Annotated in this window: 22 protein-coding genes and 1 rRNA gene; 6 read left to right on the top strand and 17 right to left on the bottom strand. The window is 67.4% G+C overall.

All coding sequences use genetic code 11. The features are described 5' to 3' along the window. From AC50X9_RS11080 to rpmB, 4 genes are all read right to left on the bottom strand, one after another. Positions 1-63: ribosomal RNA gene (locus AC50X9_RS11080) — 16S ribosomal RNA — on the bottom strand; the annotation flags it as partial. Positions 64-731: 668 nt separating this feature from the next. Then, entirely contained in the window at positions 732-1037 is a 306-nt protein-coding gene (gene rpsN / locus AC50X9_RS11075; protein ID WP_011693742.1) for a 30S ribosomal protein S14, read from the bottom strand. 4 nt (positions 1038-1041) lie between these two features. Then, positions 1042-1209, bottom strand: a complete 168-nt coding sequence (gene rpmG / locus AC50X9_RS11070; protein WP_494893446.1) for a 50S ribosomal protein L33 — start codon at positions 1207-1209, stop codon at positions 1042-1044. Beyond that, entirely contained in the window at positions 1209-1445 is a 237-nt protein-coding gene (gene rpmB / locus AC50X9_RS11065) for a 50S ribosomal protein L28 (protein WP_056342125.1), read from the bottom strand. The genes rpmG and rpmB overlap by 1 nt, the downstream gene beginning before the upstream one ends. Before the next feature lie 478 nt (positions 1446-1923). Here rpmB and AC50X9_RS11060 point away from each other — a divergent pair, with 478 nt between their 5' ends. From AC50X9_RS11060 to AC50X9_RS11050, 3 genes are all read left to right on the top strand, one after another. Then, on the top strand, positions 1924-3360 hold the full coding sequence (locus AC50X9_RS11060; RefSeq protein ID WP_494893444.1) for a ferredoxin reductase family protein: 1437 nt from the start codon (positions 1924-1926) through the stop codon (positions 3358-3360). Between the two features lie 98 nt (positions 3361-3458). Next, on the top strand, positions 3459-3863 hold the full coding sequence (locus tag AC50X9_RS11055; protein WP_494893442.1) for an FMN-binding protein: 405 nt from the start codon (positions 3459-3461) through the stop codon (positions 3861-3863). Then, entirely contained in the window at positions 3847-4698 is an 852-nt protein-coding gene (locus tag AC50X9_RS11050) for an FAD:protein FMN transferase (RefSeq protein WP_494893440.1), read from the top strand. The genes AC50X9_RS11055 and AC50X9_RS11050 overlap by 17 nt, the downstream gene beginning before the upstream one ends. Here the strand turns inward: AC50X9_RS11050 and AC50X9_RS11045 are convergent. Genes AC50X9_RS11045 through AC50X9_RS11035 form a run of 3 tightly spaced genes read right to left on the bottom strand, consistent with a single transcriptional unit; the run spans position 4695 to position 7875 of the window. Continuing rightward, complete coding sequence (locus tag AC50X9_RS11045; RefSeq protein WP_494893438.1) at positions 4695-5456, bottom strand: SGNH/GDSL hydrolase family protein; 762 nt, start codon at positions 5454-5456, stop codon at positions 4695-4697. The genes AC50X9_RS11050 and AC50X9_RS11045 overlap by 4 nt on opposite strands. Positions 5457-5510: 54 nt before the next feature. Next, positions 5511-7328 (bottom strand): glutaminase A, encoded by a 1818-nt coding sequence (glsA, locus tag AC50X9_RS11040; RefSeq protein WP_494893436.1) that lies wholly within the window; start codon positions 7326-7328, stop codon positions 5511-5513. A gap of 58 nt (positions 7329-7386) precedes the next feature. Continuing rightward, complete coding sequence (locus AC50X9_RS11035; protein ID WP_494893434.1) at positions 7387-7875, bottom strand: MarR family winged helix-turn-helix transcriptional regulator; 489 nt, start codon at positions 7873-7875, stop codon at positions 7387-7389. A gap of 100 nt (positions 7876-7975) precedes the next feature. Here AC50X9_RS11035 and AC50X9_RS11030 point away from each other — a divergent pair, with 100 nt between their 5' ends. Then, on the top strand, positions 7976-8263 hold the full coding sequence (locus tag AC50X9_RS11030) for a YciI family protein (protein ID WP_494893432.1): 288 nt from the start codon (positions 7976-7978) through the stop codon (positions 8261-8263). Positions 8264-8269: 6 nt separating this feature from the next. On the opposite strand, the gene AC50X9_RS11025 is transcribed toward AC50X9_RS11030, so the two are convergent. The 10 genes from AC50X9_RS11025 to AC50X9_RS10980 all read right to left on the bottom strand — a co-directional run bounded on the left by AC50X9_RS11025 (position 8270) and on the right by AC50X9_RS10980 (position 21318). Beyond that, a complete protein-coding gene (locus AC50X9_RS11025) occupies positions 8270-9106 on the bottom strand; it encodes an SGNH/GDSL hydrolase family protein (RefSeq protein WP_494893430.1) in 837 nt (278 codons plus the stop codon). Positions 9107-9214: 108 nt separating this feature from the next. Then, positions 9215-10225: a siderophore-interacting protein gene (locus AC50X9_RS11020; RefSeq protein ID WP_494893475.1), complete on the bottom strand. Its 1011-nt coding sequence runs from the start codon at positions 10223-10225 to the stop codon at positions 9215-9217. A 68-nt stretch (positions 10226-10293) separates the two neighbouring features. Beyond that, positions 10294-11130 (bottom strand): ABC transporter ATP-binding protein, encoded by an 837-nt coding sequence (locus AC50X9_RS11015; protein ID WP_494893428.1) that lies wholly within the window; start codon positions 11128-11130, stop codon positions 10294-10296. Between the two features lies 1 nt (position 11131). Then, entirely contained in the window at positions 11132-12118 is a 987-nt protein-coding gene (locus tag AC50X9_RS11010; protein ID WP_494893473.1) for a FecCD family ABC transporter permease, read from the bottom strand. A gap of 218 nt (positions 12119-12336) precedes the next feature. Continuing rightward, positions 12337-13362 carry a FecCD family ABC transporter permease gene (locus AC50X9_RS11005; RefSeq protein WP_494893471.1) on the bottom strand — a complete coding sequence of 342 codons (1026 nt, stop codon included), beginning with the start codon at positions 13360-13362 and terminating at the stop codon, positions 12337-12339. A 58-nt stretch (positions 13363-13420) separates the two neighbouring features. After that, entirely contained in the window at positions 13421-14521 is a 1101-nt protein-coding gene (locus AC50X9_RS11000) for an iron-siderophore ABC transporter substrate-binding protein (RefSeq protein ID WP_494893425.1), read from the bottom strand. A 125-nt stretch (positions 14522-14646) separates the two neighbouring features. Next, entirely contained in the window at positions 14647-15435 is a 789-nt protein-coding gene (locus tag AC50X9_RS10995) for a hypothetical protein (RefSeq protein WP_494893420.1), read from the bottom strand. Between the two features lie 122 nt (positions 15436-15557). Beyond that, positions 15558-19052, bottom strand: a complete 3495-nt coding sequence (locus AC50X9_RS10990) for an ATP-binding protein (protein ID WP_494893416.1) — start codon at positions 19050-19052, stop codon at positions 15558-15560. After that, complete coding sequence (locus AC50X9_RS10985) at positions 19049-19867, bottom strand: DUF4194 domain-containing protein (RefSeq protein WP_494893414.1); 819 nt, start codon at positions 19865-19867, stop codon at positions 19049-19051. Before AC50X9_RS10985 ends, AC50X9_RS10990 begins: the two co-directional genes overlap by 4 nt. 2 nt (positions 19868-19869) lie before the next feature. Continuing rightward, positions 19870-21318, bottom strand: a complete 1449-nt coding sequence (locus AC50X9_RS10980) for a DUF3375 family protein (RefSeq protein ID WP_494893412.1) — start codon at positions 21316-21318, stop codon at positions 19870-19872. Positions 21319-21471: 153 nt separating this feature from the next. Here AC50X9_RS10980 and AC50X9_RS10975 point away from each other — a divergent pair, with 153 nt between their 5' ends. Beyond that, a complete protein-coding gene (locus AC50X9_RS10975) occupies positions 21472-21999 on the top strand; it encodes a PepSY domain-containing protein (RefSeq protein ID WP_494893410.1) in 528 nt (175 codons plus the stop codon). Positions 22000-22187: 188 nt separating this feature from the next. Next, entirely contained in the window at positions 22188-22526 is a 339-nt protein-coding gene (locus AC50X9_RS10970) for a hypothetical protein (RefSeq protein WP_494893408.1), read from the top strand. Positions 22527-22544 lie beyond the last annotated feature (18 nt).

Here is a 22544-nt window from a genome sequence, read left to right as displayed (position 1 = left end):
GACTTGCATGTGTTAAGCACGCCGCCAGCGTTCATCCTGAGCCAGGATCAAACTCTCCGTTGAAGTAAAACAGACACAACCAACACCCCCGGGAAAACGGGACGCATCAGCTGCACAAAATTTGAAACCAGCTGTAAAAACCAGACCACACCACGGGGTGGCGGACCTGGTCAATTCAACCAATTCAATACAATAAATTGGTATCAACAAACTTGGCACACTATTGAGTTCTCAAACAACAGACACACCCGGCACCACCACAACCACAGGTCGCAGATCGCTCCGGAGCAACTTCACAAACTTACCCGAACTCCAGGAACTAAGCAAATCAACGTTTCCGCGATTCACATTTCCAGAAGTGGATTCCCACCCGAATTCAACGCGCAAATATCCGCGCCATTTTCCAGGCTGTTTATCAGGGGGTCGGTCGCTATCTTTCCGCACCAGCGGCGGCGACTCGAACAACAATACACGCCACCCCGCCCCCACACAAATCCACCCACACCACCACCCCCACAACCCCCACAACCCCGCAACGGCGCGGATTTCACACCGCCCCGTAGGGTGCGGGCGGCCAAAACGATGAAGTCGCGTTCCTGTGTACTGGCTCACAGCAGCGCATCACCGGACAGGCCGGACCAAGAGTTCGCCGCCGGACCTTAAACGAAGAAAGGGCCGGCGCCAAGAGGCGCCGGCCCTTCCTTCAAGCCACTGGATTCAGTGGTGCTGAATTACCAGGAAGACTTCGTGATGCCCGGGAGCTCACCGCGGTGAGCCATGTCGCGGAAGCGAACACGGGAGATACCGAACTTCTGGAAGGTACCGCGCGGGCGGCCATCGATGATGTCGCGGTTACGCAGACGTACCGGTGAGGCGTTGCGGGGCAGCTTCTGCAGGCCGAGGCGTGCAGCTTCGCGTGCTTCGTCGGTCGACGCGGGGTCAACCAGAGCCTTCTTCAGCTCGAGGCGCTTTGCAGCATAACGCTCGACGATGACTTTACGCTGTTCGTTCTTAGCGATCATTGACTTCTTAGCCATGTGTTTAGCGCTCCTCTCGGAATTCGACGTGCTTGCGGATACGGGGGTCGTACTTATTCAGAACCATACGGTCCGGGTCGTTACGACGGTTCTTGCGCGTCACGTAGGTGTAGCCCGTGCCCGCGGTCGACTTGAGCTTGATGATCGGACGTACGTCCTTGTCCTTAGCCATTAGAGCTTCACTCCTCGTGCCAGGATGGCGGCTACGACTACGTCGATGCCGCGCACGTCGATGGTCTTGATGCCCTTTGCAGAGAGCTGCAGAGTGACATTACGGCGCAGGGACGGAACCCAGTAGCGCTTCTTCTGAATGTTCGGGTCGAACCGGCGCTTGTTGCGTCGGTGCGAGTGCGAAATGCTGTGTCCAAAGCCCGGCTCGGCTCCGGTCACCTGGCAGTGTGCTGCCATGACGACTCTCCTCAAAAATAAATGAAACGGTTGCGGAGTTCCCGCTAAACCGCGCGACAGGCGGCGTCCGCATCCAGCTCCCACGGTGTTTCGGTCCCGCAGTGTTCAGGCAGACGGCGTAAACCGGCTGCTTGCCTCACTGCGGCGAAGATTGTGGGCCACGGGCACCGGGCTGCGGAATCCCTGAGGAAAACCACGGCGAAGTACCGGGATGCTGGGCGAATACAGGAGTGCACGCAACTTGAGCCCCTAACTACCGGCCATCGGGACCGCCTATATTGCAGACAAATCCCGCCAACCGGAGCAATTGCACACGCTCCGCGCCACCTAGCGCCTACCAAGTCTACGAGCTTGACGAATTAAAGACCAATCCGGCACCCGGCGGTGTATAAGGCACGCCGACCGGTTGGGCCGAAGTCATACCGGCACCCTAGCGCTTTCACAGCAAAATGATAGGCGCCGAGCGGACCGTGGAACTATGAACTCTTCACTCCAGTTGGCCGTTCCCGGCACGGCCCGCCGCGCTCCTGAGGAGCGCTTCCGCGGCCAGTCCCGGAGTCGCATGCTCCGGGCGGACCTGCTGACCGTGCTCGCGTGGGCCTCGGTGGCCCTCGCCGTCGCGCTCTGGCTCGCTGATGGCGGCGCTACCGGATTCTCGACGGGAGCCGGCTCCTTCACCGCGCTGGGAATTGTTGCGGGCCTTGCCGGCATGGACCTTGTGCTGCTGATGTTGCTGCTGGCGGCGCGTATTCCGCTGATCGACGGCGCCATCGGGCACGACCGGGCCCTGGAATTCCACCGCAAACTCGGCAAACCGTCGCTGTACCTGCTGCTCGCGCACGGAATCCTGATCGCAGTCGGCTACGGGCTGGCGGAGGGGATCGACCCGGTCAGTGAACTCGTGGCCCTCTGGGTGCTGGTTCCCGATATGTGGCTTGCCATCGTGTCGCTGGGACTGTTCATCGCCGTCGTGGTCACCTCGCTCGTGGCGGTCCGACGGCGGCTTCCCTACGAGTTTTGGTACGCCGTGCACCTCCTGACCTATGCCGCGGTGCTCACCGCGATTCCGCACCAGTTCAGCGTCGGCGGGCTCTTCGCCGAGGGCACGTGGCAACGCTGGTACTGGCTGGCCTTCTGCATCGCCGCCGGGGCGACGCTGGTCCACTACCGTGTCCTCGAGCCGCTTGTGGCTTCGGTCCGGCACCAATTGACGGTGAGCCGCGTCGTTACGGAGGCGCCCCGCGTCGTGAGCATTGAACTGACGGGCCGGCATCTCGACGAACTGGCCGGCAGCGGCGGCAGGTTTTTCGTCTGGCGGTTTCTCGCCCCGGGCGCATGGTGGCATCCGCACCCCTTCAGTCTTTCCGCGGAACCCGTGCTGTTCGACTCCTCGGGCTTGGGCAGACTGCGGATCACCGTGCGCGATCTCGGCCGGGGTTCGGCGCAGCTGGCCCGGCTGAAATCCGGAACCAGGGTTGCCATCGAGGGACCCTACGGGCTCTTCAGTACCGCGGCCCGGAGCCGGAACCGGGTCGTGATGATCGGGGCCGGCATCGGCATCACCCCGATCCGTGCCCTGCTGGAGCGCACTCCCTTTGAACCGGGCGACGCCACGGTGATTCTCCGCGGGCACAGCGAGGCCGAACTCTATCTCGGCGACGAAATCCCGGACCTGTGCCGCCGCCGCGACGCCACTTTATTCCATCTCACCGGGGCCCGGAGCGACGGCGAGCGCAGCTGGCTGCCGGCCTCTTCCGTCCGTTCCGGACACCGGCTGGCGAGCTACGCGCCGGACATCGCCGACGCCGACGTGTACGTCTGCGGCCCGTCCGCCTGGGCACGCAGCGTGCTCAGGGAAGCCCGCGCGGCCGGTGTCCGCGATGAACAACTCCACTACGAAAGGTTCGACTGGTGAGAATGCGAGCAGCAGTTTCAGCAGCACTGGCCTCCGCCGGGATCCTTCTGGCGGGCTGGCAGTCGGGTGCGCAGGTGACAGACACGGGGAGCGCGGCCGTGACAACCTCAGCGGCCACGTCGTCCGGTTCTGGAGCCGGCAGCGGAACCACAAACGGATCTTCCGGGTCCAGCTCCGCCAGCGGATCCAGCGGTTCCTCAGGTTCTGCCGGGGCGGCGGCGCAGGCGGCCGGAACCTTCGCCGGGAGTGTCGTCCAGACCCGTTTCGGCGCGGTCCAGGTGCAGATCACCGTGAAGGCCGGCGCGATCAAGGAGGTCACCGCCCTCCAACTCACCGACGACGACCGCAAGTCGGTGCAGATCAGCAACCGGGCAGCTCCCCTGCTCCGGGCCGCGGTCCTCAAGGCCCAGTCCGCCCAGGTGCAGACGATCGGCGGAGCCACTGTCACCAGCGACGCGTACCTAAGTTCACTTCAGGCAGCCCTCGATGCAGCGAACCTCTAAGCCGTCCCCGGCAGGGAGTCCGGCGCTGACCGGCCCGGTCCTGAAGAGCCGGACCTTCCAGTGCATGGGAACCGTCATCAGCCTCGCCCTGCCCACCGGAACCATCGGAACCACCGACGCGACGCAGGACGTACCGGCGCTGGAAGGTGCCACGGCCGCCGTCGAAGGCGTGTTCACCGGGCTGGACACGATGTTCAGCCTCTACCGTCCGGATTCCGAGGCCAGCCGGATGGCCCGTGGCGAGGTCACACTCCGGGACGCCTCGGCAGCCTTCCGGGCCCGCTTTGAGGATGCCACGGGTTGGCGGCTGCTGACCGACGGATTCTTCACGCCCGAGCGGCCCGACGGCGTACTGGACCTCTCCGGAATCATCAAGGGTTACGCGATCGGCCAGGCAGCCTCCGCCCTGGAGTCCGTCGGCATCGAGCATTGGTGCCTGAACGCCGGGGGCGATGTGCTGGTGAGCGGCTCGCCCGCCCCGGGAACAGGGACCCCGTGGCTGGCCGGGATCGTGGATCCGCAGGACCGCGGGACGCTGCTCTCGGTTTTCCCGCTGGGCGGCACCGGCCGCTTCGCCGCCCTGGCAACGTCCGGGACCGCGGAACGCGGCGACCACATCTGGCGCGCCGGCCTGGGCCGGACCGAATTCAGTCGCACCGAATTCCGCCAGGTGTCGGTGGCCGCCGCGGACATTGTCACCGCGGACGTCCTGGCCACGGCGGTCGTCGCCGGCGGGAGGCGGATGCTGGACTGGGCTACGGACAGCTGGGACGTCGAGGTGCTCGCCGTCCTCGGCAGCGGGGAACTGCTCGCGACGCCGGGGTTCCGGGCCTAGATGTGCGTCAGCTGGGGGTAGCGCGGGGTCAGACCGTCCCCTGACGACTTCCCGGTGACGCGGCGGACCACCCACGGTCCGGCGAATTCGCGCACCCAGCGGGCGTTGGCCCGGAGCGCCTCGGCCCGGTTCAGCTCCGGGACCGGCGTCATGGGCGGGACATCGATCGAGTGGTCGTGCTCCAGGACGGCGAGGACGCGCTTGGCCATGTTCGCGTGGCCCGCGGCGGACATGTGCATCCGGTCGGTTGCCCACATTCCCCAGTCGTAGTACTCGCTGAACCGCCAGTAGTCCACCAGAAGCGCACCGTGGTCCCCAGCGATGCCGCGGACCAGTTCGTTGTAGATGGCGGTGCGTCCGCGGGTTGTCCCGAAGATCTTCGAACCCCGGGAGTCGAAACCGGTGAACATCACCACCGTCGCGCCGGTTGCCTTGAGCCTGCGGATGCCCGCGTCGTATTCCACCAGCAGGTCGTCGATATCGACCTTGGGCCGAAGGATGTCGTTGGCCCCGGCGTAGATGCTCACGAGGGTGGGTTTGAGCGCGACGGCGGCGTCGACCTGTTCGGCCATGATCTGGCGGAGCTTCCGGCCGCGGATGGCGAGGTTCGCGTACCCGAAGCCCGGATCGGCGGCGCCGAGCTGCTCGGCCACCCGGTCCGCCCAGCCGCGGACACCGTTGGGTCGGGTGGGGTCATCGTCGCCGACGCCTTCCGTGAAGGAGTCGCCAAGGGCTACATAGCGGGACGTGAAATTCATGGATCCAGTCTGCCAGCAGTTGCCCCAAGCAAACAAAGCACGGCGGCAGGGGCGCTACTCGCGGATCCGGACCGCCGATTCGCGCAGGTACTGCTCCACCCGGGTGTACGCGTCCCGGGTCAGTGCCTTCCAAAGGGCAACGGCCAGCCGTGCATCGCTGGACTCCAGCTCGGCAATCGCCTCGGCACTGAGCACCATGACCTGGACCGGCCCCACCGCCCTGACCGTGGTTTCCTGCCGGTTCCCGCTGCCCAGGGCCAGCTCGCCGAAGGTCATTCCGGCGCTGAGCGTATTCAGCTTCACCCGGTCCGCGGTGGGCCCAGGGGAAGTGCTGCTGACCCGGCCGGAGGTGATGAAGTAGACCCCGCCGAACCGTAGCCCGACGCGCCGGATGACGTCGCCGTCGTCGTAGGATTTGGGGGTCATGAGCGCTTCCAGCGCAGCGGCGTCGGCCTCGTCCAGGGGCGCCAGCGCAGGCGACGCGGTGACCGGCACCAGGTCCGGCAGCAGCAGGTGGGTACCGTGCCGCTCCAGCAGGCGGTTCTCGCAGTATTCGACGGCGGCGTTCCGGTTCGCGAAGGTCGGCACCGGACGCTGCGCTGACTCTCCCATGGCCTCCGCGACGGAACCGTGGGCCTCGATCAGCACGAGTTCCCGGCCCGTGTCGGCGAGCCTTTCGCGGGACGTGTCAAGCATCCGCACGGCGACCTCGCTGACCTGGTCGGTGCGGCGCATGTCCAGGACCACCAGCTCGACGTCGTCCGGCAGGCTGCTGAGCTCGCGGATCATGGACTCGGTGCCGGCGAAGAGCAGGTCGCCGTTAAGTTCAAGGACCCGGGCCCGGTGGCCGTGCGCGCGGAGGACGTCGGCGGCCTCGTCGTTGCGGCGGATGCCGGAGGGCGTCTCGGTCACATCGTAGGCGGCCAGGATGGCGGACCGTCCGGTCCGGGCCGCGCGGACGAAGTGCAGTTCCATGTCCAGGGAGAGGCGCTGCGCGGTGGCCAGGCCGCGGACGCTGCTGCCGTGTTCATCCAGCGGCGGCGAATAGACCGCAAGGCCGACCTGGCCGGGCAGCACCGCGATGATCCCGCCGGCCACCCCGCTCTTTCCGGGCATTCCCACGCTGCTGATCCAGGCGCCCGCGTCGTCGTACATGCCGGAGGTCATCATCACGGACAGCACGCGTTCCACCGGGCCGATTCCCAGCACCTGTTTGCCGCTGAGCGGGTTCCGGCCGCCGTTGGCGAGGGTAGCGGCCATGATCGAGAGGTCGAACGAGTTCACCAGGACCGAGCACTGGCGGAAATAGTCCGCCAGGACCGGCGTAGGGTCATCCTCGATGATGTTGAAGGAGCGCAGCAGGTACGCGAGTGCGGTGTTGCGGTGGCCGTGCTTGAGCTCGGATTCGAAGACCTTTTCGCTGACCGAGAGCTGCCGGCCCGCGAACGCCGAGTACGTGCTGAGGATCCGTTTGAAGCCGGACTGCCCGCCGGATCCCCTGATCAGCGAGGTGGCGGTGAGGGCACCGGCATTGATCATCGCATTGGCCGGCCGGCCCGTCCCTTCGGCCAGGGAGATCTCGTTGAACGAATCCCCGGACGGTTCCACGTCCACCTTGGCGTCCACGGCCTCGTGTCCCAGGTCCTCCAGGGCCAGCCCGTAGGTAAAGGGCTTGGAGATGGACTGGATCGTGAATTCCTCGCGCGTGTCACCGACCTCGTACACTTTGCCGTCCACGGTGGCGAGGGCGATGCCGAAGTTGTCCGGGTCCACGTTGGCCATCGCCGGAATGGTGCTGTAGGGCTTGCCGTCCTTGAGCTGGGCGATCTCGGCGTGGATCTGGCGCAGGTAGCTGTCGATCGGCGATTCCATAGTGCCAACACTAGGCGACGCCGTCTTGACGCCATCTTGAGGAAGGCTACGCGGCGGCCTATGCGCGCTGGCTGTCCCGGAGGATCCAGTGGTCCTTATCCAGGCGGCCCACAATTTTCTCGCCGATGCGAGCAAGGTCCGCGACGTCCTTCTCGCTCAGGGCATCGAGGAACAGGGTCCGGACAGCCTCGACGTGACCCGGGGCGAGCTCCTCGATGGTTTCCATTCCTGCGTCGGTGAGGTGCGCCGTTGTCACCCGGGCATCGCCGGGATGCGGACGGCGTTCCACCCAGCCGCGGGACTGCAGCTTGGTGACCACATGGGAGAGCCTGGACAGGGAGGCGCTGGTGCGGGCGGCCAGTTCGCTCATGGGCAGAAAGCGGCCCTCGGCCTCCGAGAGCATCGCGAGGACGTTGTAGTCAAAGAGTGAGAGCTTGTGCGCGTGGTGAAGTTGGGTGTCCAGTGCAGCGGGCAGCAGGGTGTTGATGCTCAGTTGGGCCAGCCAGGCCCGGCGTTCCTCGGCGTTCAGCCAGCGCGGTTCAGTCATGGCTACAGTCTAGGAGCATTTAAGATTGACGGTTCAACTTTGCCGGTTGAGTGAAGGACGTGTCGGTCCGGGTGCCGGCGGCAGGCGGTAGGCTGACCCCATGTACGTAGTCTCCCTGACCTACAAGGTCCCCGAAGAGATCGTTGACTTCCACCTTCCTGCGCACGTCACGTGGCTGCAGGATGCCTTCGACCGGGGCATCTTTATGGTCGCGGGCCGGAAAATCCCACGCACGGGTGCCCTGCTGCTGTCCAACGCGGACCGCGGCGACCTGGATGCCGCGCTGGCCAAGGATCCGTTCTATATCAACGGCGTGGCCGAGTTCGACGTCGAGGAGTTCCACGCGAGCCGGGTGGCCCCGGGCTACGAGAACCTGCTGGACAGCTGACCCGGGCTAATTCGCGGGAATCCGGGCGGTCAGTTTCTTTAGTCCGGCCTTGGGCGGGACCCGGACCGGCATCGGCCAGCGCGGGTTGAGTTCGTCCCCGAGCGTGACGCCGCGGAGCTTGCGGGCCACGAGCGGCAGGACCCAGTCCCGGACCCAGAGGCGCTGCCGGCGTTCCCAGTCCCGGAGGCCGCGTTTTGCCGGCGGCGCCCAATCTTTGGGCTTCACCTTGTGCGGCACCCCGAGTTGGTCCAGGACCTGGCCGGCGAGGTACTTGTGGCCCGCCTTGGACATGTGCAGTCGGTCCGAATCCCACATCCGCGGATCGTAGAACGCGTCGAAGCACCAGTAGTCCACCAGCACCGCCTCGTACCTGGCCGCCACCTCCCGGACCCGCTGGTTGTAGATGGCGTTCCGTTTCTTGAGCGGTTCCAGCAGCGCCGACACCCTAACGTCGAAGCCGGTGAACAGCACCACGGTGGCTCCGCTGGCGGCTAGTCGGGCGACGAGGAACTCGTAGTCCTTCATCAGGGTGGTGATGTCGGTCCCGATATCCAGCACGTCGTTCCCGCCCGCGTACAAGGTGATCAGGGTTGGTTCCATGGCGAGCGCGGGTTCCAGCTGTTCCGCGATGATGTGCCGCAGCCGCTTGCTGCGGATGGCGAGATTGGCGTACTCCCACCCCGGGTCTGCCTTGGCCAGCTGCTCGGCCACCCGGTCCGCCCAGCCGCGCACTCCATTGGGCAGCCTGGTGCTGTAGTCCCCCACCCCCTCCGTGAAGGAATCCCCCAGGGCAACATAGACCCGCCGCCCATCAGCGCCCGGGGATAGTAGGTTTTCTGCCATGGAACCACGCTAGCGAGCGCACCCGGCCAGCAGGGGGCAACGGGGTAAACGGCAGGGGCACAGTGGTGGGCAAAGCGGCGGCTGCGGCCGGAGGCCCGGAAGTCCGACCTAGTTCTCGGCCTTCCCCTGCCGCCAGTACCCCATAAACGCAACCTGCTTCCGGTCGATCCCGACCTCCCGCACCAGGTACCGGCGCATCTCCTTGACGGCCCCCGCCTCGCCGGCGATCCAGGCGTAGAAGGGCATTGCCCCCGCGGGCTTGTCCGGGTTCCGGCTGGCGCTGATCGACGCCGCATCCATCCGGGCCGGGGTTTCCCACAGGATGTCGCGGTCCACGTTGACGTCCTCGGGCTCGGGACCGGCGGCAGGCTCAGCGGATGGCCGGAGCCCAACCCAGCCGGGGAGGGTGACGGCGGCCCGGACCGCGTCCTGCAGCATTTCGCCGTGCGGCCGTGAGCGGCCGATCCCCGCACCGCGTGCCAGCCAGGTGATCTCGACGTCGGCGGCTGTTGTGAGGCTTTGGAAGTCGCCGGCCTCCGGTACCTCCAGGATGGCGTGCCCGCTCACGTAGGGCGGCAGGCTCTCGAGAATGGCGCTGATGGCCGGGACGGCCGTCTCATCTCCGGCGAGCAGGACCCGCTGGGCCAGACCGGGACGCCATTCGATCCCGGAGTAGGTTTCCGCGGTGACGCAGTGCGCCGCCCGGTTGTTGGGTCCGATCAGGGTCAGGGTGTCCCCCGGTTTGGCATTGAGTGCCCAGTTGGCGGCCGGTCCGCCGCGGCCGGCGCCGTCGAAGTGCAGCACGAAGTCGACGTCGAGTTCCGGGTAGACGGCGTCGAGGCGTTCCTGCCGCACCGTGTAGGTCCGCATGGAGCCGCGGGTCTCCGGGTCCATGGCCAGCCACTCGCGGTACCAGCCGGTCTGCTCCGTCCGGAACTCCGGCATCGGCAGCGCGGTGCCGTCCGGGCCCAGCGACGGGATCATGAGTTTGATGCGCAGATCGAGGGTGCTCCCGTTGACACCGAAGTTCTGCAGCGACTGCCCGCCCAGCGTGACCCGCCGGAAGTTCGGCCCCAGCGGCTGGACCGCCGTGACCTGGACGTCGAATGCCAGGGTCATCGGCTCGGTGGTGGCGGTCATGGTCTTGAGCGCCGCCCGGGTGTGCGCGGTGGTGGGGTTCATTGCAGTCACGGGACCAGCTCCAGGGTTGGGGTTTGCGGGACAGCGGCGTGGTGCCGTCCCAGCGGGATGATTAGGGGTGCGCCGGAGACCGGGTCCGGAAGCACCCGGGACTCCAGGCCGAAGACTTCACGGACCAGGTCCTCGGTGACCACGGCCCGGGCGGGGCCTGCAGCGGCGATCCGTCCGTCCTTCATCGCGATGATGTGGTCCGCGTAGCGGGCAGCGAGGTTGAGGTCGTGCAGCACGATCGCGACGGTGGTGCCGCGCTGGCGGTTGAGGTCGGTGATCAGGTCCAGGACCTCCACCTGGTGGGTGAGGTCAAGGTAGGTGGTGGGCTCATCCAGCAGCAGCACCTCGGTTTCCTGCGCCAGGACCATCGCGATCCATACCCGCTGGCGCTGCCCGCCGGAGAGTTCGTCCACGTTCCGCCCGGCCAGTTCCAGCGTTTCGGTGGCGGCCATGGCTCGCATAACGGCGCGTTCATCGTCCGCGGAGCCGCCGGCCGGCCCGGACCTGAAGAAGCCCTGGTGCGGGTAGCGGCCGCGGCCCACGAGGTCCCGCACGGTGATGCCGTCCGGCGCCGTCGGGTGCTGCGGAAGCAGCCCCAGCGTGCGGGCCACTTCGCGCGCGGGACGGCGGTGGATGTCCTGCCCGTTCAGGGTGACGGTGCCGGCGGCAGGCTTGAGCAGCCGGGCGAGGCCCCGGAGCAGGGTGGATTTGCCGCAGGCGTTGGCACCGACAATCATGGTCACCTTGCCCTCCGGGATCACCATGGAGAGTCCCTCGATCACGGTCCGCTGGTCGTATTTCAGCCGCAGGCCGGAGGTCTGAAGAGTTGCCATCTCAGGCATCCTTTCGGTTGGAGGTGACGAGCAGCCAGAGCAGGAACGGGGCCCCCAGGGCGCCGGTGATGACACCGACGGGCAAAACCGTTCCGTCCAGCAGCAGCGGCGCGATGTTGGCGGCGAAGTAGTCGGCGCTCAATACGATCAGCACGCCGGCAAGGGCCGATGCCGGCAGGCTCGCCTTGCGGACCAACCGGCGCGCGATCGGTCCGGCGAGGAACGCGACAAATGCCACGGGCCCGGCGGCCGCCGTCGCCGCGGCAGCCAGTCCGACGGCGGTAATCACAATGGCCAGCCGGGCGGCACCCACCCTGACCCCGAGGCCGGCGGCGGTCTCGTCGCCAAGTTCGAGGATGCGCAGCGGCCCGGCGAGAAGCGCGACGGCGGGAAGCAGGACGACCAGGGTAAGGCCAAGAACGCCGGCCCGGTCCCAGTTCGCGGAGTTCAGCGAGCCGTTGAGCCAGACCAGGACGTCGGCGGCGACGCGGATGTCGGCCCGGGTCATCAGGAAGCTGACCACGGAGTGGAGGGCCGCGGCGATGCCGACCCCGGCCAGGATCAGCCGGCTGCCTGCGGCGTCGCCCGGGCGGCCGCCGGAACCGAGGGAGCCGCTCCGGGAGATGGCGTAGATGAGGGCGGCCACGCCCAGCGCGCCGGCGAACGCGGCGCCCGAAACGATGGCACCGGAGGCGCCGAAGACGACAATCGCCGTCACGGCCGCGGCGCTGGCCCCGTAACTGATACCGATTACGTCCGGGCTGGCCAGGGGATTGCGGAGCATGGTCTGGAACAGCGCACCGGACAGTCCGAACGCGGCGCCGATCAGCGTTCCCACGACGGCTCGCGGCAGCTTGTGCTCCATCACGATGAAGCTCGCGCCGGCGATCTTCTCCCCGCCGGTGAGGTGGGCGGTCAGGATTTTGAAGAAGTCGGGGATGGTGACGGTGTAGCTGCCCAGGAGCACACTCGCGGCGAAGAGCGCCATCACAGCAAGGGCCAACCCGGCAGTCCGGTTCGGCAGGACCCGGCTTCGCAGGGTCCCGCTTCGCACCGTCCGCCGAGGTGTCGGATAACGCCGATGTTCGGGCGGATTATGGGCGCTAACTGTCGCGTCGGCAGCACTCTTCCCGGCGCTTTTGCCAGCAGTCGGGTGTGCCGTGCCGGCTGCGGTTTTGGGGCTGGGGGCGGCTCCGGGGGCGGTTCTCACAGGCCTGCCCCCTTGCCGCGCCGGACCAGCCAGACGAACACCGGGGCACCCACGAGCGCGGTCATGATCCCGGCGGGGACTTCGCCGGGTAGCAGGATCACGCGGCCGATCACGTCCGCCGCGAGCAGCAGTGCCGGGGCAAGGACCAGGGAGAAGGGAAGGATCCAGCGGTAGTCGGGACCGGTCAGGAAGCGGACGGTATGCGGAATGACCAGGCCCACGAAGCCGATCGGACCCGCCAGCGCCGTGGCCGTGCCGCAGAGCAGGACGATCCCGAGGGCGGTGATGCCCCGGGCCAGCCCAACACGCTGGCCCAGGCCGCGGGCGATGTCATCGCCAAGCGCGAGGTTGTTGAGAATCCGGCCCGTGGCGAGCACAATCGCGGCCCCCAGCAGCAGGAAGGGCAGGGCCGGGAGGATCACCGACCAGTCCCGGCCGGCGATCCCGCCGACCTGCCAGAACCTGAAGCGGTCCAGGGTGTCCCGGCTGGATACGAGGATAACGTTCATCAACGAGATGAGCCCGGCGCTGAGGGCGGCGCCGGCGAGGGCGAGCTTCACTGGCGTCGCGCCGCCCCTGCCGAGCGAGGCGATCAGGTAGACCACGGCGGCGGCGGCAGCGGCGCCGAGGAACGCGAACCAGATGTACCCGGTCAGTGACGAGACGCCGAGGAGGTAGATTCCGGTAACGACAGCCAGCGCGGCGCCGGCGTTGATTCCGATAATGCCCGGGTCCGCGAGAGGGTTGCGGGCCACGCCCTGCATTGCCGCCCCGGCCAGCCCGAGGGCGGCACCGGCGAGCAGTCCCAGGACGGTGCGCGGAATGCGTGCGTGCACCACGGCGTGGTCACCGTTGCCCGGATCAAAGCGGGTCAGCGCCTGCCAGACGGCGTCCAGGGCCACGCCCCGGGCGCCGATGGCGAATGACGCCAGCACCACAACTGCCAGGACGACGACGGCGGCCAGCAGCCAGAGCGCGCGCGCTCCGCGGGCGCGAAAGGCCGCAGCCGGGGGTGTCTCCATGGCGGGCCGGGCCGCGGTGCTGACCGCCGTCGTCGTAAGTGGGCTCATGGTGCGGTGGCTACTTCACTGCGGCAGGAACTTTGCCCGCCGCGCCGGCCAGCTGCGGCAGGAACGTGTCGAGGGCCCAGGGCAGGCTCAGCGGCGAGGACGCGGAGATGGACAGCGTGAGGGTGTTGTCCGAGTCCGCGACGAGGGCGCCGCTCTTGATGGCCGGGATCTGGCTGAGCAGGGGGTCGGTCTTGATTGAGTCGGCCGTTGCCGCGTCCGGGACCCAGGTCACGAAGACGTCGGAGGCGAGCTCGTTGGCCTTTTCGGCGGACCACGGGATGAAGAACTCCTTCGAGCCCGTTGAGTTGTCTTCCACCACGGAGGCCAGCTTCATGCCGATCTCGCTGAGGAAGCGCGGACGGTTGTCATTTGAGGTGTAGACGTTGACGCCGTCGCCCTTGGCGGGCTCGAGGTTGCCGTAGATGAAGGTTTTGCCGGCCAGCTGGGGGTAGTCGGAGACCTTGGCCTGGACCGCGGCCTCGGTGTCGGCCACCAGCTTGGCCGCTTCGGTTTCCTTGCCGAGGGCCTTGCCGATGATGGCAGTGGAATCCTGCCAGGATGTTCCGTACGCCACCTCGGGGTGGGCCACCACCGGGGCAATTTCGCTGAGCTTCTTGTAGTCCTCTTCGGTCAGGCCGGAGTAGGCGCCGAGGATGACGTCGGGGTTGAGCTTGGCGATTTCGGTGAAGTTGACGCCGTCCGCCTCGGAGAACTGGGCCGGCGCCTTGGCGGAGCCGAAGCCGGCGTCGAGCTTCTCCAGGGCGGCGTCCTTCCATGGGGTGGAACCCTGGTCGTTGCCGCCCCACTCGTTCTTCGGCACACCGACCGGAACCACACCGAGGGCAATCGCCACGTCGTCGTTGACCCAGGACACGGTGACGACCCGCTTGGGCTGTTCCTTGATCGTCGTCTCGCCGAACGCATGCGTAAGGGTCACCGGGAAGTCGGTGCTGGCCGACTGGCTGGGGGCGTCCGACGCCGTCGAGCTGGCCGGGCCGGTGGAGCAGGCAGTCAGAGAGAGCGCGACGGCGGCCAGGGCGGCAGTTGCCGTGCCGGTGGCGCGGAGGAAGCGGCGCCTGGGCAGTACGCGGCTCGGGGCAGGGAGAGACATGGGATTCCTTAGATCAGTGAACAAACCTAAGTAAGGCTAGCCTATCCTTTGCTCAATTACGCAACCCTTTCATAACTTAATTGCCCGCAGAGCCGCCGCCCCGCCCCACCCACAGCAACGCGGGGTCAGCGGTGGGAGATGCTCAACAGCAGGGCCTTCAGGGCCCGGCCCTCGGCTCCGGCCAGCCACGACTTGGCCGCCGCGTCATCGGCGAAGGGCTTCTCGATGAACTTGACCTCGGCCACGAGGACCCCCGAGGTGGTTCGGATGATCCCATCGAGCGCGGATCCGTCCCCCGTCTGGGGCGCTCCTGAAGTCAGATGCATGCGGTACGTCGGATTGTCGCCCATCCGGTCCACGTAGAACGCATAGTGCGCCGCCAACCCGGACTGCTGCGCGAGGCCCGGGACGGGCGCGGACTCGAACACGGTGTGGGTCACCGGATAACTGACCCCGTCGGCGATCTGCCCGGAGTAGACGGTGGCGTGCAGGGTGCCGCCGGCGTCGAAGACGCTGGCAGTGGCCGACGTCGCAGGCGTCTGCTGGCCGGTGAAGAGCTCCACCCGCCAATCCGCAGGGTACTGAAAGGACACCCGGCCGTCCGGGAAAGTGTAGGTCGCGGTGTCGGCGGGAGCGGACGACGACGGCCCGGCGCCTGCCGCCGTTGTCGCGCTGGACGGGGCGGCCGGGCCGGAGGCGGTGGACGTGCCGGGGACGGGCGTGGCGCTCGGTGAACCCGACGGGGCTGCGACGGTCGAGGGCGGCGTGCCGGCCGGGGCCGCGGTCCCGCAGCCGCCCACGGTGAGGACGGCGGCGCTCGCGAGGGCAGCCATGAAGGGTACGCGGCGTGCAGGGCGCATGGGGATGCCTTTCATGAAGACGCCCTCAAGCTCGGCAGGGGTGGTGCGGGTCAACGGCCTGGTGGAGCGCGGGCGAAGGGATGATGCTGAACAGATTGGCATGCGCGCCAGGACTATCGCCAGACGCCCGGCGATAACTCCACCGATTTGTTATTTTTCGGCTGCCGTTCCGCCGGTCAGCGGAGGACGATGTCGACCGGGTTCGCCTCGGAACGCCAGGTTCCCTCGGTTCCGGGGCGGGGGCCGATCACGGGAGCGGTGAGCACGCCGGAGCGGTTGGTGCGCTTGTCCCGCAGGATCTCCGTGACCGAGCCCAGATGCCGGGACAGGTCGATCACGTTTTCGGGTGCGGCCAGGAGCAGCTGGAAGCCGAACTCATGCAGGGCCTTGATGCCGGCGCCGGCGAATTCCTCCGAGGCCAGCACAAAGGCCTCGTCCATCATCACGGTGCCGTAGGTGGTGAAGCCCTGTTCGGCGATGCCCAGCTGGTAGCTCAGCGCCGCGGCCATGATGAACGCGGTGAAGCGCTGCCGCTCGCCGCCGGACATCGATCCAGTGTCCGCATGCATAAAGACCTCGGTCTTCTTCGCGCCCGTCCCTGCCCCCTGCGAACCGGCACGCTGGACCTCGCGGTGCTCCTTGCACTGGATAAAGAGGTGCCCGCGGACGTCCAGCACCTCGGCACGCCAGCGCCGGTCCTCCGGGGTCTGCGAGCCGAGCCGTTTCACCAGCGTTTCCAGCGACTTGTAGCGGTTGGTGAGCTCGGCGTCGTCGTCAGCTCCCAGGCTGGCGGCCCCGTTGCCGGCCCCGGGCGCCGGAGCGGCGGACCGTCCCGGGCGGGTGTGCCGGACCTTGAGCGCGTTCTGGATCGCGTCCTTGAACTGCTTGGCGGTGGCGGGCAGGGTCTGCTTGATGTCGAGTTCCAGGAAGCTGCCCTCGTGGAAATTCACCGCGGACAGGATCCCGTTCAGCGGCAGGATGCGCATGGTGATCGAGCGGCGCTCCTCGTCCAGCAGGTGCAGCAGGGTGCTGAACGACTCGTGCGTGCGCTGGTTGAAGAACTGCCGGAATTCGGCCTCCTGGGCGGGGAGCCCGTCACTGACAATGGCGTGGTACCTGGCTTCGAACTCCCCGGCGGCGCCGATCGAGGTGCCGTGGTCCGCTGAAATCGCCGTGCCCCACTCCCGCACGAAGCCCTCGAAGCTGCGGGTGAGCCGCTCCGCGGTCGCCTGTCCGCGGGATTCGGCGGCGTGCAGCTCGGCGAGGAGCCGGGTCCGGACCTGGCTGGAAAGGTTGTCCAGTTCATGCATTTCCCGGATGTCGCCGACGCCGGTGAAGTACGGTTCCAGCGCGGTGACGGTGCTGCCCGACGGCGGCGCCTGGGCCAGGCGTTCCCGCGCGGCGTCGAGCAGCGAATCGGCGGTGGACAGCTGCGAGTCGAGGGCCTTGTACTCGCTCTGCAGCACGGCCGCGGCCTCGGTGCTGGACTGGTGCTTGTGGCGGGCCGCTTCGATGTTGGCGCGCAGCGGTTCGAGGTCCGCCTGCGCGGCGAGGGCGTCCGTGAGGCGCTGTTCGATCCGGGTGAGTTCGTCCGCCGCCACGGCGGCTGAGACCTGGTCCCAGGGACGGTGGTCATCGGCGACCCGGCGCAGGGCCTCGAGCTGCCGGTTCATCCCCTGGTGGGACTCCTCCCGGCTCTGGGCCAGTTCGGCGGCCTTGGCCAGCTCCTGTTGCAGGTCCCCGACCTGGGCGGCCACGAGCTCCAGCTTGGCGGCGTTGTCGAAGCCGAGGACATAATCCTGGCGGGACGTGAAGCGGTCGTCCTTTTCCACGGTGTGGCGGTTCCGCTTGATCACACCGCCCAGGCTCAGGCCCTTGTCGAGGCGGGCAAGTTCGTCGGGGTCCTCGACGCACGGGTAGGCGAAATCGAGGGCAATCCGTTCGCGGATCCACTCGCCGGCGTCCGCGCCGGGTCCCATGGTGAGGATGTCCAGCTTGGTGAGCAGATCGCCGTCGGCCGCGTCCTGCACGGCCAGCGCCCCGCCGGAGAGGGGTTTGGAGATGTCCACCGCGCGCAGCGCTCCGCGGACGGAGTGGTCGTTGAGGTAGCGGGTGACGGCGGCGAAGTGCTCGCCGGGGACCAGCAGGGTGGTGGCGAGGCTGCGCAGCGCGCGCTCGGCGGCCGGGCGCCACTGTTCCTGGCCCTCGGCGAGGTCGATCAGCTCGCCGCCGAACGGCATCTGCTCCTCGGGGACCCCGGTGGCCGCAGCGATGGCGCTGCGGTTTTCGATGCTCGACGGCGGCAGCAGGGACTTGCGCGTCCTGAGCGACACGAGTTCCTGCTGGGCGGCGGCGAGCTCGCGCTTCCTGGTCGCGTGGCCGTCAAAGGCCTCGAACCGCAGTTCCTTGAGGGCCTCCGCGTCGTCCTTCAGCTCGGCCGAGCGGGCGGCGGCGTGCTCGTGGGCCTGTTCCCAGCCGGCCGCTGACCAGTGCAGTTCCAGGCCTGCGTCGGAGAGTGCTTTGCGGGCTGATTCCTCCACCTGCTGGCGGAGCTTGAGCCCCACCCGGGCGTTTTCGAGCGACTGTTCGATTGCGGAGATCGCGTTGCCGCCCCGGTTGTTGTAGTCCGCCTCAAGCTCGCGCAGCCCCGTGGCCAGGCCGTCCCGGATGCCGCGTTCGGCACCGAGTTCCTTCGCCTTCGCCTGGGCCAGCTCCTTGAACCGGGCGAGGGTTTTCTCGTGGACCGTGACGGCCAACTGCTGCCGGTAGGCCTCGAATTCCTCGCCGGCAAGCTCCCGCAGCCTGTTGGCTTCGAGCAGGGATTGGGCATACTCCTTGTTCAGCCCGGGCACCGGTGCCAGCTGGTCGCGCTGCTGCCGGACGTCCTCGAGGCGCTGCCGGATGGACATCAGATTGCTGAATTCCTCGACGACGCCGTCCGCCGCGGTCAGCGTGGCGGGCGCGTCCAGGACCTGGTCGCGGAAGAAGTTGTTGACGCTGCCGCCCAGGCCCTTGCCCGCCTGGATGACACGCAGCAGCGGCAGCGCCTGGTCGGAATTGATCCCGAGCAGGCGCCGGAAGCGTTCCGCGAAGGCCTTGTGCACGTCGAAGACCTGGGCGTCCGGGAAAATCGCCTCCAGTGACGCTTTGCTGAAGCGCTTCTCCGCGATGCCCTCAAGGGCAGCGAGGTCCAGCGGCTTGTTGTCGATCAGGTAGTAGCGGCCGACGCTGGATTCGGTGCCGTTCTTGGGCAGGTCGAACAGCGCCGAGACGGTCACCCGCGTGCCCGCGGCATTGTCGAAGGTCAGCGCGACGGCGGACCAGGTGGCACCCGGGCGCTGGAAAGCACTGGTCGACCCCTCGCCCACGGCCTTGTCGCCCACCTTGCCGCGCATGTACGTGAACGTGGTGCGTTTGTCCTCCACCGCGCCGCCGGCGCGCTGCGCGGCGGCCTCGTTGGAGCGCGGCCTCGCGTCGTAGACCCGGAGCATCGCGTCGAACAGGGTGGACTTGCCGACGCCGGAATTGCCGGTCAGCAGGGTGCCGTTCCGGTCCACGTGCATCGTGTGGGCGCCATGGAACGTGCCCCAGTTGACCACCTGGACCAGGGCCAGGCGCATCTGGCCGGGGTTGGTGAGCTCGCCCATCGGGAGCATGGTTGCGATGCTCACTTGGCGTCCTCCGTTTCGTCGGGGTGGTCCCCGTCCGTGGAGCTGTCGCCGTCGAACTCCAGCAGCGGTTCCGTTCCGGACGGGTCGGTGGCGGCGGCGACCAGGGCGTCGATCTGGGCCGGGATGTCGCCGATGTTTTCGAAGGGGAGGGCCAGCGGGAGGGCGTTGGAGATGGTGTAGACCTCGTCCAGGCCGGTGCTGAGCAGGAGCTGGCGGGCGAGGAGCTTGGTGATGGCTCGGTTGACGACGTCGGAATCGCGGAGGGCGTCCTGCTGGCCGGCCGGCTGGTAGTGCGCCACGAGCTCGGCGATTTCCTCGCGGCTGATCGTGGGGTCTGTCTGGGCGGTGACGTGGCGGTCCAGGAGCAGGCGCAGGCGCAGCAGCACGATGGTTTCCACCCGGCTCAGGGCCCGCTGCTGGCGCAGGATGCTGGAGCGGGTGCTGCCGCCGATGGCTTCCGGGTCAACCGGGCGCAGGACGGCCACCTTGCGGTCGTGGTCCAGCTGCAGGGTCAGGAAGAGTTCGGACAGGCGGCTGCGCAGGATCAGCTGGTTGTCCAGCAGGGTGGTCCAGAGCTTTTCGTCCCGGCCGCCGTCGATGTACGGGCCCTTGAGGAGTTTCACGAGGGCCTGGCGGACCTTCATCGGCAGCACGCCGGTGTCCCCCGGGAAGAGCGCTGCGCCGTCGACAAACGTGTCCCGCGGTGTGACCGTGAACGGATCGGCGTGGACGTGCTGGCCTGGTTCGGCCTCCACTGCTTCCGTGGGATCCACTGTGTCTTCGGGCGCCGCTACTTCTGGGGAAAGTTCAGTCATCTTCAATCCTTCTTAAGCGTGACGACCGGCAGGTACGCGGTGCGCGTGGAGCCGTCGATCTGTTCGAAGTCGAGGGTGTCCCAGGCCTCGCGGTCAAAGCCGGCGCCCTCGTGCAGGGCGTGGGAGAGCAGGGCGCGGATCGAGTTGATGTGGCGTTCCGCGGCCGGGAGCTGCTCCCAGGCCCCGGCCAGGGTGAAGACGCCGGCGAACGCGGCACGGATCGCCTGCGGGCTGGCTTTGCCGGTCCGCGGCGAGCGCACCCGGTCCGAGTCGCTGAAGGCAATCGGGTCCGCCAGCTTGGGCGGGGCAGCGAACTCGTCCGGGTCGAACAGCTTGACCATGGCCAGGGACTCGAAGCCGGCGTTGAACAGCACCGGGCCACGGACCAGCCCGGGGCGTTCGCGCTCGTACGGCAGGGACCGGACGGCCAGCTCGGCTTCCCGGAGGACCGTGCGGAGCCGGATGGACTGGCGGAAGTCGTCGCTCTGGACGTAGGTGTTCAGGCTTTCGCTGAGCTTGCCGTAAATCCGCTGGATCTGGCTGTGCTGGGTGCGCAATTCGGCCACCAGGTTCTTCAGCGTCTCACGTTCCTCATGGCTGAGATCGTCGGCGAACTGCCGGCTGAGCACCTCGCCGATCGCCGAACGGAAGCGCAGCTGCTGCTGAGGATCCTCCAGAAACGCCGTGAAGGAACGGAAGGTCCGCCCCTCCGGGCTCTGCCGGAGCCGCTTGTCTGCTTCCAGCACCTGCGCCATCGTGGCGCCCTTGCTCAGGGACTCTTCGATGATCTGGTTACGGAGCTCCCCGACCAGCTCCTCGATCCGGTCGCGCATCTTCTTGTAATCCGCGGGCAGGCTCGCCGCGAGGTCCAGGATGTTCCCGGCAGCCTCCACCGCCTCCTCGTCGTCGAGCACACCGTCAAAATCGCCCGAGCTGATGTCCTCGATGAGCTGGCGCCGCTCGCCGATCTCCTCCTCGAGCGACTCCAGCCGGGCGCTCTGGTCCGGGTTCGTCTCATTGGCGAGCTTCTCGACGTCGCCCAGCAGCGTGCCGAGCCGAGAACCGTTGAGCGTGGAGCGTTCACTCGAGAGGCTGTCCAGGAAGGCCAGGACGCGGGCGGCGGGCTCGGTGACCTCGTACACGATCTGCCCGGACTGGTTCCGCCGGGTCAGGAAGTTCTTGCGGGTCCACTCATCGCCGAAGGACTTCCCGGTGGCGGAGCCGCCCAGCCCGGGTTCCTGGCGCCGGAGCTGCTCCAGGAAGGCGTCGACGTCGGCGTGGAACTGTTCCAGCGGAAGCTGCGGCCGGGTGCGGGTGAAGGACGCCTGCAGCACGGCGATCACCCAGGGCGCCGAGCGGGTCAAGGCCCAGGCGGGGCCTTTGGTGAGAAGTTCGAGGTCCCGCAGGCGGGCACTGATGGCGTCAGCGGAGGACAGGGCGGAGCGGGACACACACTCTCCTTCGGCTGCCGTGGGTTCTGGATTGGGCAGCGGAAAAGGGAAACTGCCAGCTACAAGGTTAACGCAGGCCCCCGGTTTGCGTTCATCGTTGTGCGCCGTTCACAACAGGAGCAGACTATGCTCATCAGGCGAGAGGAGTCAGCCGTGCGTAAGAAAGCAGTACTGATCACGGGCGTGGCGGGGGCCATCATTCTGGGCGGGGCAACGGTCGCAGTTGCTGCCAGCACCCAGATCACTGATGATCAGCCCCTGAGCGGAACCGAGCTGCAGCAGGCCAGCGATGCGGCCCTCGCGAAGACCGGCGGGGGAACTGTCTTGAAAGCAGAGACCGACGACGGCGCCACAGCCTTTGAGGTCGACGTCATGCGCCCGGATGGCAGCAAAGTTGAAGTCAACCTCGACCGTTCATTCCAGGTATCCACCGTCGAAAGCCAGGGCGGGGACGACGATTCCAACCTGCCCGCGCTGAGCTCCGGGGACCGGGACATGGCGGGCAGCGCCGCCCTCGCCAGGGTCGGCCAGGGCACGGTGAGCGAGGTGGAACGCGAGAACGAGGGCGGCTCCGCCTATGAGGTGGAAGTGCGGCTGAACGACGGCACCCAGGTTGAGGTGCAGCTCGGTTCCGACTTCCAAGTCCTCGGCCAGGGCGCCCCCGAGCGCGACGACGACTAATCCCAGGGGTAGGCCGGTTGCAGCGGGCGGACCGTGAGGTTTCCGCAACCGGCTTGTGACCTACGCTTCGGTAGCATTTCGATCCCATATCAAGAGTCCCGGGTGGCGCGGCGGACTCTGGCTAGCGTACTTCCGGCACCCTACGCTCGGGCTACTGATTCAACGGATGCAATGGTGCAGGGGGCAAAATGCAGTTCGACCTAAGCGCAGTGGAAACGGCAACGCTGGTGTTCATGGGAACTCTTGTTTTTGCCCTGGTAATCACCCTGTTCATGATGACGGCGTCTTTCGCGGCCCTCGTGCTGGTCGGCGTCGGCCGGCTCGCCTGGCTCATCGCCGCGAACATCCTGCTGGGGCTTGTCCACGGCATCAACCACGCCTGGGACCGGCTGGTGCACCACGCCTCCACGGTGGAACTGCCGGGCGACTTCGCCAGTGACTTCGTCGGCGATATCGCAGCAGAAATTATGGGCCAACCGGCCCCTAGTACAGGCACCTACCCGCGGGTAGTATTGCGGGACAGCTGAAGGGTCCTCCACCCACGG

This window comes from Pseudarthrobacter sp. HLT1-3 (genome assembly GCF_059383535.1).
This window is presented reverse-complemented; position numbering and strand designations above follow the sequence as displayed.